Raw genomic sequence first — 16,990 nt, forward strand, 5'->3', positions numbered from 1 at the left:
CCCGTGACGCAGGGCGGCGGCGATATCGCCGGCCCTGCCGTCGCGGTCGCGAACGCGCTCCGTCTTCACGGCGAAGACCCGGCTGTTGACGGCATCGCGGAACAGGACGGCCTCAACCGGCTCGATCCACCGCGTATCCGGCACGATCAGGACGATGAGCCCGGCGCGCCCGGCGCGCAGACGACGGAGCCGAGTGCTCTCCGGCTGGCAGCGCGGGACCGTACCAGCCCGTGAGCCCGTGCTCGTCGGGCGTGTCGAAGGCCATCCGTGCCTGCCCGGACGGCGCACAATCGCCACATCGCGCCTGCTGGCGCTCGACCCGGTGCTGGGCTGGGCGAGGACCAGCAGCCGGTGGTACCGGCTCGGGCCCGAACGGGACTTAAGCGATCTCATCCGGCTCGAGCGCGGGCTCCCCACCGCTTGGTCCCGGCCGCCGCACCGAGGGCTCCGCCGGTCCATCGGGCGGCGGGGCGCCAGGAACGCGGCAGAGCGGGTCGGTCGTCCCCGTGACGATGGACGCGAACGTGCCAAGTCGGGACCTGTCCGGCGGTCTTCCAGAGGTGGATGTTGAGGTTGCGCCGGTCCTGCGCGGTCCGGCCGTGGGCGACGATCTGGCCGATCACGGCCCGCCCTCGCGATCAGCCCGCTCGCCGACCCGCAGGGCCGCCGCGACGAGCGCGTCGATGGCCGGGCGAAGCCCGGCCGCGTCGAGATCCGGCCGGGCCTGGACCGCTTCCGAGAGCCCGATGGTCGCCACGTGCAGCTCGGCCAGCGTCCGGGTCATCGCGTCCCGCCCACGCCGGTAGGCCGAGATCCGGCGCCCGGCCAGAAGTGACAGGACCGCATAGCGGGCAACCTCGGTCGGGCCGATCCCGGCCGCCGCCATCTGGCGCAGGCGGACATCCTCGTCCTTGGTCAGGCGGAACGAGAGCAGCTCGGATCGGCGGGGTCGCTGGGCCAAAGCTGCACCGGGTACGAGGGGGCGAACCATGTGTATCACAATGTAGTGCTGGCTAGGAGAGCTGAAGCCCAAACCGCCGAGCCTCAGACCGGCCGCCGGGCGGTGACGCACAAGGCCGGAGCGGCGCCAGAGGCCATCGGAAACCCGCGCCCGGTTCGCGCCGGTTCCTGGCCGCGTCCCCCCGCAGCGGGCGCCGAGGCAGCGGGGCAGCGCATCGTTTGATATCGTCTCGCAATATGATATTGCTTTGCTGCCGAGGTCGGAGGGGATGACATGCGCGGGCGACGGACGCCGGAGCGGCAGGACAGCACGAAGCTCGTCTATCTGACGCTCGCGCTGCACGAGCGCCTGAGAGCGGCCGCTGCCGGGCGGGGGCAGAGCATCAACGCGCTGATCCTCGAAGCCTGCGAGGCTTACCTCGCGGGCGAGGCCACCGGGCCAGCGACCGAACTCGCACCGGTGCCCCCCCCTGCCAGCGCGCGAGACGGTCTCGAGGCCTCCGTGCTTTTGCGGGTCGACGCGATGCAGGCCGAGATCGATGCCCTGCGCGCCGATCTTGGCCGCCTCGCGTCGCAGGTCGTGGAGGTCGTGGAGGCGCAGGGGACCGATCCGGCCGCGCAGCATCCGAGCTCGGAGCTGCTGAGTTCGGAGCCGCGCTCGCAGCCCCCGGGCCCGGAGCGCGCGCCCGCCTGCCGCGCCGATGCTCCGGAGGATGTCCCGGAGGGTGTGGCGAAAGATGGGATCGTGGACGCTGTCGGAGCTGACGGCGTTCCGGCAGACCCGGCACCGCGGGACGCGCGGGCCTGCGTCGCCCGACCGGTGGCCGCCCGCTCCGCCCGCTCGCCGCTGAGCCGGCGCGAGCAGGTCAGGCGCACAGACCGCATCGGCGCGGCGCTCTACCTGCTGCTGGAGGAGGCCGGTCGCTCGATGGAGCGCGGCGCGCTCGCGCGGCTGCTGGGGGAGCGCGGCATCCTGGCCGAGGGCGACCGCCTCGACCAGATCATCGAGTACCGGACCCGGCCCGGCAAGCCGCTGTACATCCGGGACACGGCCGGGCCGCGCGGACGGATCCGCCACAACCCCGACGTGAACCTCCCGGACGACCTCCGAAGCGACGCTGCCCAGATCCTTGGTCGTCCTTGAAAGCACCCGTCCCGTACCGGCACGGCAGCACGGGCAACGGTTCGAGTGCGATGACTCTGCGTGAAGCACGAGAGCCTTCCCGATCAAAAGGGGCCGAGCCAGCGACAGGTCTGAGTTCAGTTTCAACTGATCAGCCGTCTAGGCATTGAATGTGGGTACAGGGGCGGCGCAGCGTGCATCTGCCATCGTTCGCCGCGGACTTGGCAACCGCAAAGGTGCAGGATCCTGTTCACGCCTGCCGTGGCGCCATCAGCGCAGTCCGGCGAGCGGCGCCTTCGAGAAGGCGATCCTGGAGGAACGGACGGGCCGATACGGCAGCGCAGTGTCTCAGTGCCCTGACGATAGCGGCCTCTCCGTCGCGCCCGCTCCGTCACGTTGTTCGACTCGATCGCCAGAGAGATCGGAGCCGCGGTGGGATATCGGTGACCGCACCTCGCGGAGGGCGTTGCTGATCGCGAGGTTGAACACCTCCTCGGAGCATGTGCGCTCGATGTCGGCGACGGCAGCGGCTCGAAGACCGAGCCACAGGCGGTCGTCCCTATACATCCGGATACAGCGTCGAGCGAACGCGTCCGGCTCCGAGGCACTCAGTGCCTCGCGCTCATGCGTCCAACCCATCTGGCTGAGCAGCAGATCTGTGAGCACGCATGGCAGTCCGTTCGCGGTCGCATCGATCACCTTGTAGGGGACGCCGGCGGCGAACTGTGTCGGCGCGACGAAGACGCGAGCCCGATCGTAGAGCGGGCGCAGATCCGGGACTTCGCCGTGCGACTCGACCACGTCGGAGAGCCTCCGCCGCACTGCCTCGCTCGCGAGATGCCCCGCAAGATGCAGGCGAGCATCTGGCAGAGCCGCTCGGACCCGCGGGAAGACCTCATCGATGAACCAAAGGACGGAGTCCGTGTTGGGCGACGTCCAATCGGCCCGCTCGCCCACGAACAGGAAATCGGCGCGGCCCTTCACGGACGGGACGCGCTGGCGGGGCCTGAGGCAGTGGCCGAGCACGGCCGCCTCGACCCCGTGGTGCCGGAACAGATCCGCCTCGCTCTCGGATACGCTGAGGACCAGATCGGCCGCTCTGGTGAGCGCGACCTCCTCCGCGAGCAGCGTGTCGGGATCGAGCCCGTTCATCACCTGCGGGTAGAACTGTCCCTTCCGAATCTTGCGCTGGCAGAAGATCGCCTCGGCGTCGTAGACGATCCGAGGACCCGCGGTGCCGGGCTCGGTCGGGAGCGCGGCCCGGATTGTCTGCATGTTGTGCGGACGGCTGACGAAGAGGACGTCCGGTCGGGTTGTCGCGATGCAGGCTCGCAGTCGCTCGATGAGGTTCTCGCCGACGAGGCCCTCATGCACCGTCACCCCGTCGGCGAACGGCAGGCCGGCCCGGGGAGCGTTCGCGACGAGGGTCGGGAAGAACGTCACCGCAGCGCCGGCTTTTGAGAGGGCTTCCACGATGGAACGGCATCGGGGGCTGCCCGCCCCAAGCATCGGGTGCGGTACCCGGTCGTCGACCACGAGCACTCGCAATTCGGCAGCGTCTTCCGCGGTTTGAGAGCTCATCGTCGGACACGCCTCCTCACGATCCCATGCCCCGCTCGAGGCTCAGCCACTCGCCAGTCAGACGGAGAAACGGAGCGCTCCTCGCCGAAGGGGTCCATCGCTCCGTCCTCGGAGAGCCACGTCGCGGTCGAAGCCGACTCATGAAACGCCCGATCCTACCTTGCCACCTGCAGAGCCTCCCGCTCCTCTTCCCAGACAGCGCTTCTCCAGGCCTCGCGATCCCGTAGGCCGCTCGGGTCCGGCTCCTTGTCGGCGCCGGCCGAACGAGGATGCCGGCGTCGGCGGCCGAGCCTCACTCCATCATGCCGTCGAACTCTCCTCAGGGCGTACATTGCGGCCAAAGGGCATCCCGGAACCCACATGGGTCATCCTCGCTGCAACGCCCTGCCGCGTGTAGCAGCCGAAGCCGTGTGTCGTGAGCTGTACTCATGGCGGCGGCGGTCCGAGTTCGATGGGCAACCTGCATCTGATCACGGTCGCGCTTGCGTCGGCCTTCTCCGGCCGCCGGTAAGGCTCGGCGGCGTCAGGCGCTCCCTCGACGCCAGCAACCCTGTCGTCATCGGCCGGCAGAGCATCGGATCGGGGAACCAGGTCACAGCGCACGCTGCAGGATCGAGAGACGGAGGCGGTGAAGGGCATCCTCAGTCATTATGGGAATGCGCCTTGAGATACATCAGCAGCCCTTCGGCGCCCGGCGGAACCGAGCTGACGCGACAAGGTCTTCCGCCTCTGGCGATCCAAACGCCCGCGCTTGTGCGACGAGGCCCCTGTCCCGTCCCTAGGGACGATCGAGGTCGTGGTCTCGACCTCGCGGAGAGAAGCCGCTGATCCGCTGAACGCGACGCGATCTTGCCGCTTCCGGCCCCTTTCGAGGGCGACAGCGCTCAGCGCGCCGACGACCAGGATGGACAGACTGCCGGAGAGTGCGACGCGTTGAGGGTAGCGCAAGACCGTGGTGCCCCGTTTGGGCTCGACCATAGGGCGCTTGGCTTAACCAATCCTGCTTATCCTAACGGCCTGACCCCTTAGAGAAGTTGCTGCGCACCTCAAGGTGCCATATCCCCTCCGCACGGCCGTCGGCGCTCGCGCATGCACAGGTAGCCAGAGAGGAGCTGACTGCGAAAGCCGAATCAATCAGCCCGCTTCCCCGACCGGCGCATGTGCCGTCTCGAACGCGGACAGGCCGATCGCCGGCGATATGGCTTGCTTCCGGATCGTGCAGGTGAGCCCTGGCGCAAGTGGCCCGTCGAGCTGTTCTTCGCCTTTTACTCTTCGGGCGGCGCTCCTCTCCGCCCCAGCGACCGGACACGTAGACAGGACGAGGCCGCCGGGAATCCGCCGATTCCATCCACGATCGACGGTGCGCCGGGCAGAATGCTATGGGCTCAAGGATATGCCGCGCCCAGTCTGGGCTGGCCTCAACGGAACCGGGAAGCCCGCATGCGCGTCCTCGTCGCGATCCCCCATTTTTATCAAGCGACAGCGGATTCCTCGCACGCCTACAGCGACGGCCGCTTCCCAGAGCTGCGGAAGCAGGCGATCCGAAGCGTGTTCTCGGCGTGGCGTTTCGCCTACGCCACGCATCAGTCGGTGCTCAACATCGAGAAGCGGCGCTACGAGCGGATCGAGGCGAAGGTCACCGAGCTCGCGCTGTTCGCGATCACGACCGGCGGGAATCACCTGCTCGACGCTGAGTTCTGCCGTGGTTGCAGCATCAACCACGTCGAGGTGACGCTGGAGGACGCCCGGATGATGGGCTTCCAGGCCCACCGGATCTTCGCCGAGCACGCCCGCCGCTTCGACCTGTTCGTCTACAGCGAGGACGACCTGCTGCCGCGCGACCCCGCCTTCCTCGACAAGCAGCTCTGGTTCGCCGAGACCTTCGGCTACCGCCGCGTGCTCCTGCCCAACCGCTACGAGTGGAACATGCAGGGGCCGGCACCCAAGACCTTCATCGACGGCGACCTCGTGTCCCGTCTCACCGACCCCTGGTGGCAGAAGCTGCCGGACGAGCGCTTCCTGCAGGCCCGGGTGCTGGGTCGACCGGTCGCGTTCGAGCGCACCCGCAACCCGCATTCGGGCTTCCACGTCTTCACCCAGGAGCAGTTGCGCTACGCCATGGGTCAGCCGTACTGGGGCGACGAGGATGTCAGCTTCGTCAGCCCGCTCGAGAGCACCGCGGCCCTGACGCTGCTGAAATCGTTCGCGGTCTACAAAGGCTACGGGCGGGATATGGATTTTCTGGAGGTCGAGCACCTGGACAAGCGGTACTCGGCGCTGGGTCGCAATGCATAATTCCTAACTTTAGGATTGATTTTCAGATGTCGCAAAAAAATCTAGAGCAAGTTCTAATAAAGTTCGAGAACGGAACAGATATCGCGATAAATTACCGATCTGAGTCAAGCGATCGGGATGTAATAAATCAGATTTGGGGTAGTAGGGACTATGATTTACGTAGATTGCAAAGGCACAGTGATATAAGGCGATATTATGAGAATACCCTCCAGAAGGGGCGCACGCCATTGATAATAGATGCGGGAGCGAATATCGGAGCGAGCTCTCTATTCTTTTCCACCAACTTTCCTGAGAGCTTCGTAGTTGCAATAGAGCCTGAGGAGAGTAACTTCAATTTACTGCAAGTCAACTCTTCTCAGGCAGACAATATTGAGTGTCTTAATCGAGCATTGTCCTCGGAGTCCACCGAATTACTCCTAATCGACCCTGGCGAAAAGCAGTGGGGATACCGAACGATCTCGCTTGAAAAAGGATCCAAGCTAGGCGGCTCATCAGCAGTAAGCAAAATCAAAGGCATTTCGATTCCCGATATTTTGAAAGGAAAAGGAATCAATTTCGAGCCTTTCATCGTCAAAATCGACATAGAGGGGGGAGAGGACGAGGTTTTCTCTAAGAATACCAATTGGATGGAACGTACCCCTCTGGTAATCATTGAGCTACATGACTGGCTTCTGCCTAGAAAATCGACATCCCGAAATTTCATTCGGACAATATCACAATTGGATTGAGACTTTGTACACATTGGAGAGAACATTTTTTCGATCATGAACTGAAAAATGCACCTTCTCTCTACTTCGAAATGGAGCATACAAGGAATGGCTCTTCCATTAATATCAATTGTCATGCCGGCTTATAATGCTGAAGAATGGATAGAGGAGTCAATTAGGTCAATCACACAGTTCTCAACATCCGAGCTAGAGCTTATTGTTGTTGATGATGGATCGACCCGTCCGCAGGAGGAATATGCTTCGAAAGCTGTCGGCGGTTTGAAGACAATTTATGCTCGCTCCGCACATAACAGAGGCATATCAACAGCTCTCAATTGCGGCATATTATTAGCACGAGGCAAATATATTGCGCGGCTTGACGCCGATGATTTATGTATAAATGATAGGCTATCACAGCAAGCAGAGTTCCTGGAGGCCCACCCCGACATTGCCTTCTGTGGAACGAACTATGAACACTTTGGATCGAACAATAGCTTGGTCGAACAACCCATCGAACCAGATGAGTGTTTTGTAACGCTTGCCTCGCGCTGCTGCTTTGGGCACAGTTCGATGATGATAGATCGACAGAGAGCAGGAGCAGAATTTTATTACGATCCAGCTTCTGCTTCTGAAGATTATGACCTTTGGGCACGGTTGTTCATCTCTGGAAAGCAGGGATGCAATCTACCGTTTATAGGAATGCGATATCGGCAATCTGATACGCAGCTGACCGTAACGGGGCTTTCACGTCGATCGAAATTTGATTTCGGAATCAGGACTAAAGTGATCGCTCACATTCTAGACGAATCCTCACCGTTCAAAGCTCCGATACTTGCTTCTTATCTCTCCGGCTTCCGCTTAGGGATCAATGATCAAAAGGCCCTCGCTGGCACATTCCGTCGTCATTGGGAGGAAGCAAAGCCAAAAAGTCGTTACTCAAGAACATGGAGTCTACTTGAAGAGTATGCCCTCTCATTCATTTCGCCGGACACACCACCAGTATCAGACACTGATTTTTCTGCCTGGACCTATCGGATAGTGTCAGAATTCAATCAGCTAGCTAAAACATGATTCATAATCGACGAAAAGCGCACTTACTTACTCTTAAAAGATGAAATAACTTCGGAAAGATATCGATTTGCTGTCAGTTTTTCTGCGAAATAGTACTTGTTATTATTTGCAATCCGAGATCTAATATCAAAATCTAAGGATAATTCATTCATAGCTACTCGCACAGCATGCGGGGTTACAGATGTCAATATGCGCCCCGGCAAACCATTATTAATCAACTCGTCCGACATGGGAGTATCAGGCGTTACAATCGCGGGTATACCTAAACTCAACGCTTCTGATAACATTCCAGAAGCGCGTCGAGCATATGCGGCCAAAGCATATGGCAGCAGAATCGCGTCAGCTGACACAAACAGGTTCGCGTAATCTTTTCTAGACAGACTGCCCGATATAATTTCGACTCCAGAGACTTTTCCAATAGCTTGCTCAAATTGCTGTGCGACATTTTTTTGCGATATGTGTACGATTAATTGAGTGTTATGAAGCGGGTTGCTTCGGAGTAACAAGCACAGTTCGTATATCGTGTTGATTCCTTTTTCAGAGGAACTGCCTGAGTAAAGAAACCTTTTAGTCGTACAGCTTGTTTTGATTGTCCTATGGGGAAAATCGTCCGTAGGGACAATTAGCGGGGCGGTTCTAACGCGGCACCCCGCAAGCCCGGTCATATATTCCGACAAACGGTCGTTGGTGGAATTCAGCTCGACAGATCCGCTCTCAACAAACTCCTTGAAAATGCTGAGACTTTTTGCATATAATATATTAACCAGATCTCGATCTTCATCGCCGGCATACATTTCTGCATCTGTGTGCAGCCCAATTGACATCCTGGGCCTCAAATTCTGAGGGACGGATTTGTACCAAACGCCCAGGCCGAACAGTTCATGCGGTTGGATGCTATGCACGAGTAGAAGATCGTTAGGGGTTAAGTCGAAATCTTGGAGCCTTGCATATCCCTCCGAAGCCACAACTCCGCAATTCACCCAATTACCGGCGTAAGTGAATCTTGCTAGAGAAGCATTCCCCCAAGCAGGAAAATTGAGAATCTTCTCACCGCCAAACCGATCCGCAACATTATCGCAAGCTCTACTGACGGCGCATCGAACGGCGAACCCTCGCTCCAATGCGGCCAAGTACAATCCTTCCGTATAAATCGCAAAATGACCATAAGCGTCCCGCACAGCTGCATCAACGATGATAATTCTGCTGATCATGGATCATTCCTCATCAGAGGCACATCGAAACCTTACTGCGACAGCAGGCGCGCTATAAGCGATCCGCGCTCAAACATTGACTGCCCTCGAACGATAAGTGATGGTCCTTTGGAGAGGTAGGGTTTGTCGTAGAAACGTAATGCCTGCAAGATCCGACCATAAATTTGACATCACATAAGCCTCAACATACCAGACTCAGTCTCACCCGGTGACGCGACAATAGAGGGTGTGCCCGCTCGGTCACAGGCACCGAACGAACAACCGAAGCCCATTTTCCATACGCTATTTCGTATTGCCACCCCCCGTCGCACCGCTTAGAAGCGTCGCCCTAGGGACGTGTGGTCCCCATCGGCGTCTAAACGGACAGACTGCCTCCGATCTGAACGGCGGGGCTAGTCGCCGATGGCTAGATACGCGTCCTCGTGTGAATTTCTCGGAGGCCTTGAAGGCAATGGCGAACACTCAGTACTCGCTCAACAATAGCCCGAACGTTCCCAATTTCAGCCCTGCTAGCGACACCATTGTTGGTACCTCCACCGCTGCTCGGCTGTCTGTGGCTCAGTCTGGCGGCAATGTGGTCGTTTCGGACGGCACGAACACCGCGACGCTGGGCAATTTTTCGCTCAGCCAGTTCAACGCTACCAACAACTCCTTCGGCGGCGGCTCGCGGATCATCATCGGTACGGATGCCGGTGAGACCATCGCCGGTACGGCCGGTGCAGACTTCGTGCTGCTCGGCGGCGGGGCGGACACCTTCACTGCCACTGGCTCGGACCTGATCTTCGGCAACGCTGGTGCTGATATCCTTTCGGCCGGTAGCGGTAACGTCAACGTGACCATCTTCGGCGGTCAGGGCAACGACGTGATCACCGGTTCGACGGATACCGTCGGCAGCGTGCTGTTCGGCAACATCGGCCTCGACACCATCGCTGCCACGGCGGCCGGTTCGACCGTGTTCGGCGGTCAGGGCGATGACGTGATCACCGGTGGCACGAGCACTATCGTCGGCGGCTACTTCTCGGGCGACGAGGGTAACGACGTCCTCACGGTGGACAACAGCTCCGCCTCGATCTTTGGCGGCGCCGGCTTCGACACCATCACGTCGGGCGGCAGCAACGCTCTGATCTTCGGTAACGATGGCAACGACAGCATCACGGCCACTGGTACCGCCGCGTCGATCTTCGGCGGCCAGGGCAACGACGTCGTGTCCTCCTCGGGCGGTGGGTACGTCTTCGGCAACATGGGCAGCGATACGCTGACTGCCGCGGCCGGTTCCGCTGCGACCACCATCTTCGGTGGTCAGGGCAATGACTACATCACCGGCGGCACGGGCAACGATTTCCTGTCGGGTGATCTGGGTCGTGATGCCTACAACTTCAGCGGCACCGTGACCACGCTTGGCCTCGACACGGTTGCTGGTTTCGTTAGCGGTTCGGACAGCATCGTCGCTGCCACCGCCGCCAACAGCGGTAACTACCGTGAGTTCGCTGACGCGAGCGTGACGACTGCCGCTGCCGCCCTCACGGCCGCGCAGAACCAGAACACCGCCAACGGCAACCGTGACTACACGTTCGTCGCTGGCGCCACCAACGGCTACTTGGTGCTGAACGGTGCCACCAGCACCAACGGCGTCGTCACCCTCACGGGTGTGAACTCGGTGAACGGCTTCGCGGCCTCCGACATCGTGACCGCAGTCCCGGCGGGCTTCAGCACGCTCGCCTAAGTCGCGATCTTCAGTAAGACGAAGGAGGCCGCCCCGCGAGGGGCGGCCTTTCTCGTTGGCGAGCGGCCGTGCACGGCACAGGCGGCATGCTCCCGCCGCATTTGCCGATCATGGGCGCTTGTCACCGGAGAAATGCCGGACCCTGAGGATGTGATCGCCGCGGGGGCCCATGATCCTGTATGAATTTCGCGCGCGTCCCCGCAGGGGCGCGAGTCCGCGCCGAAGGGGAGAATGATGGCGTCAGGAACTCAGGCGACCGCACAGGTCGCGGCGCCTCAGGCCCAGGGTTCGGCCGGCGCGCCGCCGCCACCGCCCAAGGTCGATACGGGCCTCGCCGCCCTCGCCCTGGTGGCCTCGTTCCATCAGGTTACCTGCGAACCTGCGCAGGTGGCGCACGAACTCGGCCTCGGCACCCAATTCGCGAGCGCGGTCGATGTCACACGTGGAGCGCGCAAGATCGGTCTAAAGGGCCGCCTGTTGCGCAACCAGAAGCCCGAGCGGCTGGATAAGGTGCCCTATCCCTGCATCATCCAGTACCAGGACGGCACCTTTCGGCTGATCGGCCGCCGCTTCGACGACGGCAAGATGCGTGTGATCGAACCCGGTGCGCGCACCGCCGAGCACATCGACCGCGCTGAGGTCGAGAAGCTCTGGAACGGTACCATCATCCTGGTGGCGCGCCGGCTGAGTGTGCAGAAAATCGCCGCCCATTTCGGGCTGACCTGGTTCGTGCCCTCGATCTGGCGCTATCGCAAACCGCTCGGCACCGTGCTGCTCGCCTCGCTGTTCGTGCAGCTCTGCGCCCTCGTCACGCCGATGCTGTTCCAGATCATCATCGACAAGGTGCTGGCCCACAAGGGTTACGCCACCCTGACGATGGTCACGCTCGGGATGGTGGGCATCGGCCTGTTCAACGTCGTGCTGCAGTACCTGCGGCAGTACATCCTCACTCACACGACGAGCCGAATCGACGTTGAGCTTGGCGCTCGGCTCTTCGAGCACATGCTGCGGCTACCGCTAGGCTATTTCGAGACCCGGCCCGCCGGTCAGACCGTTGCACGCGTGCGTGAGTTGGAGCAAATCCGCGCCTTCCTGACTGGTCAGGCCCTGACGGCGGCGATCGACATCCCGTTCACGCTGATCTTCCTCGTCATCCTCTACATGTACTCCGTGCCGCTCGGCATCATCGTGTCGCTCTCCATCCCCTGCTACATGCTGGTCGTGCTGCTGATGCAACCGATCTTCCGCGAGCAGGTGCTGGAGATGTTCAACCGAAACGCGCTGTCGAGTCAGTTTCTCATCGAGTCAATCGTCGGCGTGCACACCATCAAGGCAATGGCGGTTGAACCGGTGCTGCGCAATCAGTGGGAGGACCGACTGGCCTCCTACGTGAAGACCTCCTTCACCACGGGCATGCTGGGCACTCTGGCTCAGAACATCATTCAGTACATCAACACCTTCACCACCGCGATGGTCCTCTTCTTCGGGGCCTACGCGGTGATGAGCGGTGACATGACGGTGGGCGCGCTGGTCGCGTTCAACATGATTATGGGCCAGGTCACCCAGCCGATCCTGCGCCTTTCCCAGCTCTGGCAGAGCTTCCAGCAGACCAAGGTCTCGATCGAGCGGCTCGGAGACGTCCTGAACCACCCGGTCGAGAGCACGGCCATGGGCCAGGCGCACCTGCCGCCCGCGAAGGGTCACCTCGCGGTGCGCAACGTGGTGTTCCGCTACCAGCCGGGCGCGCCCGAGGTGCTGAAGGACGTTTCGATCGAGATCCCGGCCGGCCAGGTCATCGGGATCGTCGGTCCCTCGGGCTCGGGAAAATCGACCTTCACGAAGCTGCTGCAGCGCCTCTATGTGCCCGAGAAGGGGCAGGTGCTCGTCGACGGGATCGACATCGCGCAGGTCGACCCAACCTGGCTGCGCCGCCAGATCGGCGTCGTGCTGCAGGAGAATCTGCTCTTCAACAAGACGGTGCACGACAACATCGCGCTCGGGAACCCGGCGCTTTCGCGCGCCCAGGTCATCCAGGTTGCCCGACTCGCGGGAGCCGACGAGTTCATCAACAAGATGCCGCGCGGTTACGACACGCCGATCGAGGAGCGCGGCGCCAACCTCTCGGGCGGGCAGCGCCAGCGCCTCGCCATCGCGCGCGCGCTCGCCGTCAATCCGCGCATCCTCATCCTCGACGAGGCGACCTCGGCCCTCGATTACGAGAGCGAGCGCATCATCCAGGAGAACATGAAGCACATCGTCCAGGGCCGCACGGTGGTCATCATCGCCCACCGTCTCGCCGCCGTGCGCACTTGTGACCGTATCATCGCGATGAAGGATGGGCGTATCGTCGAGGACGGCACGCACCGTGAGCTGCTCGCCCACCCGTCGAGCCTCTACGGTCGACTCTGGCGCCTGCAATCCCATCACGACTCCGACCAGGACGCCGCCGCATGAGCGCGAAGCCCGACGCCCCCTCGTTGCCCGCCCCTGCCTCCCCAAATGGGGTCCCCAGCGCGGCTCCCGGCAGCCGCCTGCCTGCCCTGCGCCCGCGCGCGCTGTCGACCCGCGCCCTTACCGAGCGCGTGCGGGCGCTCGCGACCAACCGCGAGAATCACGAGTTTCTGCCGGCGCATCTGGAGATCCTCGACACGCCCCCCTCGCCTTACGCGATGGTTTTCACCTGGGTGATTTGTGCGATGTTCGGTGCGGCGCTGCTCTGGAGCGTGCTCGCAAGCCTCGACATCTACGCGGTCGCCTCCGCACGAATCCAGCCGAGCGGACGTTCGAAGGTGATCCAGCCCTTCGAGACCGCGAAGGTGCAGGCGATTCATGTTCACAACGGCGACGTCGTGAAGGCCGGCACGCCTCTGATTGATCTCGAGCCGACGGAGGCGAGGGCCGAGCTCCGGGCCCGCGAGTCGGAGCTTGAGGCGCTGCAGGCACAAATTGTCCGCCGCCAAGCCACGATCACCGCGCTTCAGGAGAATAAGCGCACCGCCGTCCCGAACTTCCCGACCACAATCTCGCCCGCGATCCGCGCCCGCGAGAGCGGTGCGATGGCGGCCGAGCTCGATCAGTACTTCGCCACTCAGGCGTCGCTGACCGCTCAGCTCGCTGAGAAGGTCGCGACCCAGCAGCGCTACGATGCCAGCATCGCGGCCCGCGAGCGCCTGCTCTCCGTGCTGCGCGAGCGTGCCACCATGCGGGAGACCCTAGTGGCGAAGGCCGCCGGCACCCGCGCCGCTTTGATCGATGCCCTGCAACAGGTTGAGCAGGTCGCCGCGGACCTCGCCTACGATAAGGGCCAGCTCGTCGAGGCGCAGGCCGCCGCCAAATCGCTGGAACGGCGGGGAGAACAGCTCACGAGCGAGACAATCGCCAAGCAGGCACAAGGCCTTACCGAAGCAGCTCAGAAGGCCGACAGTGCCCGCCAGGACGTGGTTAAGGCCCAGCTCCGCCAAGACCGGCTCCAGCTCAAAGCGCCGATAGACGGCACCGTGCAGCAGGTTTCGGTAACCACGATCGGCCAAGTGGTGACGCCCGGACAGCCGCTTCTCGTCGTCGTACCGTCCGATGGACCGATCGAGATCGAGGCACTGGTGCTCAACAAGGACATCGGCTTCGTGGTGCCGGGCCAGGACGTGATCGTGAAGATCGATTCCTTCCCGTTCACCCGCTACGGCACCGTCGAAGGCCGTGTCGTGCGCGTCTCCCGGGACGCCATCGACGACCGCGACGCCAGCGGCTCGACCGACGCGCTCGCGCTCGCCCGCAGCCAGAACATCAACACGGTCACCGGCACGCCGCGCACGCAGAACCTCGTGTTTCCCGTCACCATCGAGGTGATGAAAAACAACATCGTAGCGAACGGCAAGTCGGTCGCCCTGAGCCCCGGCATGACGGCCCAGGTCGAGATTCACACCGGCAACCGCCGGGTGATCGATTACGTGCTCTCGCCCATCACCGAGACCACCTCGACGGCGGGCCACGAGCGCTAATCGCTCTTCCGCCAGTCGATTCTCCCATTCCAGAGAGGGCGGCAGCCTGGCTGCCGCCCGTGCTCAATCGCGGCGGCCGCCAGACTGACTTCATGCGCGTACTCTTCGTCCACCAGAACTTCCCCGGCCAGTACCGGCATATCGCGCCCGCCCTCGGGCAGATGCCCGGAAACGAGGTCGTGGCACTTGGCATGGCCGAACGGCCTCAGATGCCGGGGATACGCTACGTCCGCTACGGCCTGAAGCGCACATCGACCCCGGGCATCCACGCCTTGGCGGAGGATTTCGAGGCGAAGGTGATCCGGGCGGAGGCAGCGGCGCGGGCCTGCCTGCGGTTGAAGGCCGAGGGATTCGCGCCCGACATCATCGTGGCCCATCCGGGCTGGGGTGAGACCCTGCTGCTGAAAGATGTCTGGCCGGATGCCAAGCAGCTCAGTTTCATCGAGTTCAACTACAGCGCCGCCGGCGCTGACGTCGGCTTCGACCCCGAATTCCCGCTCGTCGGCGAGGACGCACACTTCAAGATCCGGTTGAAGAACGCGCACAACTTTCTGACGTTCGAGCATTCCGACTGGCTGATCTCGCCGACACACTGGCAGGGCGCGCAGGTGCCCGCCACCTACCGGCACAAGCTCAGCGTCATCCACGACGGCATCGACACGGACCTGATCAAGCCGAACCCGCGTGCCACGATCTCGCTCAACCGGGACGGGGTCAACCTGAAGCCTGGCGACGAGGTCGTCACCTTCGTCAACCGAAACCTCGAGCCCTATCGTGGCTACCACATGTTCATGCGGGCTCTGCCCGAGATCCTGCGCCGGCGGCCAAGGGCGCGGGTCGTCCTCGTCGGCGGCAACGGAGTCAGCTACGGCTCGGCACCGAAGGACGGCCGCAGCTACCGGGAGATGTTTCTCGACGAGGTGAAGGATCGCCTCGACCTGTCACGGGTCCACTTCGTTGGCCAGATCCCCTACCCGATCTTTCTCAACCTGCTGCAGGTCTCGGCCGCGCACGTCTACCTGACCTACCCATTCGTGCTGTCCTGGTCTCTGCTCGAAGCGATGGCGGCGGGCTGTGCGGTGATCGGTTCGCGGACACAGCCGGTCGAGGAGGTCCTGCGCCACCGCGAGAACGGCGTCCTGGTCGATTTCTTCTCTCCACAGGAAATCGCCGACGCCACCGTGGACGCCCTCGCCCGTCCGCACGCCCACCGCGACCTGCGGGCGGCAGCGCGGCGCTCGGCTAAGGCCTACGACCTCAAGCGCGTCTGCCTGCCCCAGCATATCCAGTTGATCGAGGCGGTGGCGGCAGGTCGCGCTCCGAGCGTCACGCGTGGCTGAAGGGGGATCTGCGGCTGCGCTCTCGAGCAGGTTCGTCGCTTCCATCAAACCATGAGGCTGACGACGCAGGTGAGGCGCCTCATACGCGGTGAGCTCTGTGACGCGGCCAAAATTCAGGCCATCGTTCCGGCCGGCGAGGGTGCGCTCGACCCCGCGCCCCCCTTCAAGTTCGCCAAGCCCCTGAGGGACGCGATGTGTCTGAGCGTGCCGCCCGGGAGCGGGCGGCATCTGCTAATACACGGTGGTCCCATGCCCTCTGCGAGCGGTCACACCACCGTCAGCAGCGGGCTCGCCCTTCAAGTTCACCAGGTCTGCCTCGCTCCCCGGCCTGAGAGAGGCTTCGGCGCATTACGGTCGATTGCCAGTCCGAACCTTGATTGCGGACGCCGGCAACGGCCGCACGGCAATCCGGATCGGCCTTTGACCAAGGAAGGTCTGCAAACCAAGGAAGGTCCGCAGAGGGGGCCTATTCCGCGGCCTCGGAGCGCTCGCGCCGGTTGATGCTGATCGCCCGGGAGATGCCCGAGCGCGTCGCGCTGTAATGGGAAGAGACCAGCGGGTAATCCACCGGCAATCCCCACTTGGCTCGGTACGTCTCCGGGGTCAGGCCGCGCGTGGTGAGGTGACGACGAAGCGCCTTGTACGGCTTACCGTCCTCGAAGCTGATGATCGCGTCTGCCCGAACCGAGGCTTTGATCTCGCTCGGCGTCGGCTTGCGCGGGTTCGGCTCCTGAACGCCCGTCAGATCGCGCAGCGAGCGGTGGACACTCGCCAGAACTTCGGCCAGCTGTTGAGCCGGCACGCTGTTGCGCTTGACGTAGGCCGCCACGATCTGCGCGGTGAAACGAAGGGTCTCGGGCTGCGTGTGCACAGGCGTCTCCTTGGCGGGCTGCCTCCGCCAAAGCGCTGCGCGAGAGCCTAACGGTGCGCGCAAGGCCCCTGAATCCCGCGTCAGGGTGCACAAAGGCGTACCGGAGCATC

Annotated in this window: 14 protein-coding genes; 10 read left to right on the top strand and 4 right to left on the bottom strand. The window is 62.7% G+C overall.

Features of this window, described 5'->3' with window-relative positions; all coding sequences use genetic code 11:
• Both AX737_RS34070 and AX737_RS37765 read left to right on the top strand, forming a co-directional pair.
• On the top strand, positions 1 to 234 hold a 234-nt coding region (locus tag AX737_RS34070; protein ID WP_197430449.1), incomplete at its 5' end, for a hypothetical protein.
• Complete coding sequence (locus tag AX737_RS37765; protein WP_308445297.1) at positions 155 to 571, top strand: DUF6634 family protein; 417 nt, start codon at positions 155 to 157, stop codon at positions 569 to 571. The genes AX737_RS34070 and AX737_RS37765, both read left to right, overlap by 80 nt.
• Before the next feature lie 48 nt (positions 572 to 619).
• Here AX737_RS37765 and AX737_RS03775 read toward each other — a convergent pair whose 3' ends face one another.
• Positions 620 to 961, bottom strand: coding sequence for a hypothetical protein (locus AX737_RS03775; protein WP_066919119.1), 342 nt, complete (start codon positions 959 to 961; stop codon positions 620 to 622).
• A gap of 273 nt (positions 962 to 1,234) precedes the next feature.
• On the opposite strand from AX737_RS03775, the gene AX737_RS03780 reads away from it, so the two are divergent.
• The gene (locus tag AX737_RS03780) at positions 1,235 to 2,104 is read left to right on the top strand and encodes a hypothetical protein (protein ID WP_066919121.1); all 870 of its coding nucleotides are present in this window, start codon (positions 1,235 to 1,237) and stop codon (positions 2,102 to 2,104) included.
• Between the two features lie 327 nt (positions 2,105 to 2,431).
• Here AX737_RS03780 and AX737_RS03785 read toward each other — a convergent pair whose 3' ends face one another.
• On the bottom strand, positions 2,432 to 3,664 hold the full coding sequence (locus tag AX737_RS03785) for a glycosyltransferase family 4 protein (protein WP_082772867.1): 1,233 nt from the start codon (positions 3,662 to 3,664) through the stop codon (positions 2,432 to 2,434).
• Positions 3,665 to 5,104: 1,440 nt separating this feature from the next.
• Here AX737_RS03785 and AX737_RS03790 point away from each other — a divergent pair.
• The 3 genes from AX737_RS03790 (at position 5,105) to AX737_RS31810 (ending at position 7,737) form a co-directional block, all read left to right on the top strand.
• On the top strand, positions 5,105 to 5,959 hold the full coding sequence (locus AX737_RS03790; protein WP_066919124.1) for a hypothetical protein: 855 nt from the start codon (positions 5,105 to 5,107) through the stop codon (positions 5,957 to 5,959).
• A 26-nt stretch (positions 5,960 to 5,985) separates the two neighbouring features.
• The gene (locus tag AX737_RS31805; protein WP_082772868.1) at positions 5,986 to 6,687 is read left to right on the top strand and encodes an FkbM family methyltransferase; all 702 of its coding nucleotides are present in this window, start codon (positions 5,986 to 5,988) and stop codon (positions 6,685 to 6,687) included.
• An 87-nt stretch (positions 6,688 to 6,774) separates the two neighbouring features.
• A complete protein-coding gene (locus AX737_RS31810; RefSeq protein ID WP_197430450.1) occupies positions 6,775 to 7,737 on the top strand; it encodes a glycosyltransferase family 2 protein in 963 nt (320 codons plus the stop codon).
• 23 nt (positions 7,738 to 7,760) lie between these two features.
• Here AX737_RS31810 and AX737_RS32905 read toward each other — a convergent pair whose 3' ends face one another.
• On the bottom strand, positions 7,761 to 8,948 hold the full coding sequence (locus tag AX737_RS32905; protein WP_156453515.1) for a glycosyltransferase: 1,188 nt from the start codon (positions 8,946 to 8,948) through the stop codon (positions 7,761 to 7,763).
• Positions 8,949 to 9,399: 451 nt separating this feature from the next.
• On the opposite strand from AX737_RS32905, the gene AX737_RS03795 reads away from it, so the two are divergent.
• The 4 genes from AX737_RS03795 to AX737_RS03810 all read left to right on the top strand — a co-directional run bounded on the left by AX737_RS03795 (position 9,400) and on the right by AX737_RS03810 (position 16,009).
• Positions 9,400 to 10,671 (top strand): calcium-binding protein, encoded by a 1,272-nt coding sequence (locus tag AX737_RS03795; protein WP_082772870.1) that lies wholly within the window; start codon positions 9,400 to 9,402, stop codon positions 10,669 to 10,671.
• A 231-nt stretch (positions 10,672 to 10,902) separates the two neighbouring features.
• On the top strand, positions 10,903 to 13,125 hold the full coding sequence (locus AX737_RS03800; RefSeq protein WP_156453516.1) for a type I secretion system permease/ATPase: 2,223 nt from the start codon (positions 10,903 to 10,905) through the stop codon (positions 13,123 to 13,125).
• The gene (locus tag AX737_RS03805; RefSeq protein ID WP_066919128.1) at positions 13,122 to 14,669 is read left to right on the top strand and encodes an HlyD family type I secretion periplasmic adaptor subunit; all 1,548 of its coding nucleotides are present in this window, start codon (positions 13,122 to 13,124) and stop codon (positions 14,667 to 14,669) included. Before AX737_RS03800 ends, AX737_RS03805 begins: the two co-directional genes overlap by 4 nt.
• Positions 14,670 to 14,761: 92 nt before the next feature.
• On the top strand, positions 14,762 to 16,009 hold the full coding sequence (locus AX737_RS03810) for a glycosyltransferase family 4 protein (protein ID WP_066919141.1): 1,248 nt from the start codon (positions 14,762 to 14,764) through the stop codon (positions 16,007 to 16,009).
• 466 nt (positions 16,010 to 16,475) lie between these two features.
• Here the strand turns inward: AX737_RS03810 and AX737_RS03815 are convergent, their stop codons facing one another.
• Positions 16,476 to 16,880, bottom strand: a complete 405-nt coding sequence (locus AX737_RS03815) for a MucR family transcriptional regulator (RefSeq protein ID WP_066919129.1) — start codon at positions 16,878 to 16,880, stop codon at positions 16,476 to 16,478.
• Between the last annotated feature and the right edge of the window lie 110 nt (positions 16,881 to 16,990).

This window comes from Methylobacterium sp. CCH5-D2 (genome assembly GCF_001556475.1).
Taxonomy (GTDB): Bacteria; Pseudomonadota; Alphaproteobacteria; order Rhizobiales; family Beijerinckiaceae; genus Methylobacterium; species Methylobacterium hispanicum.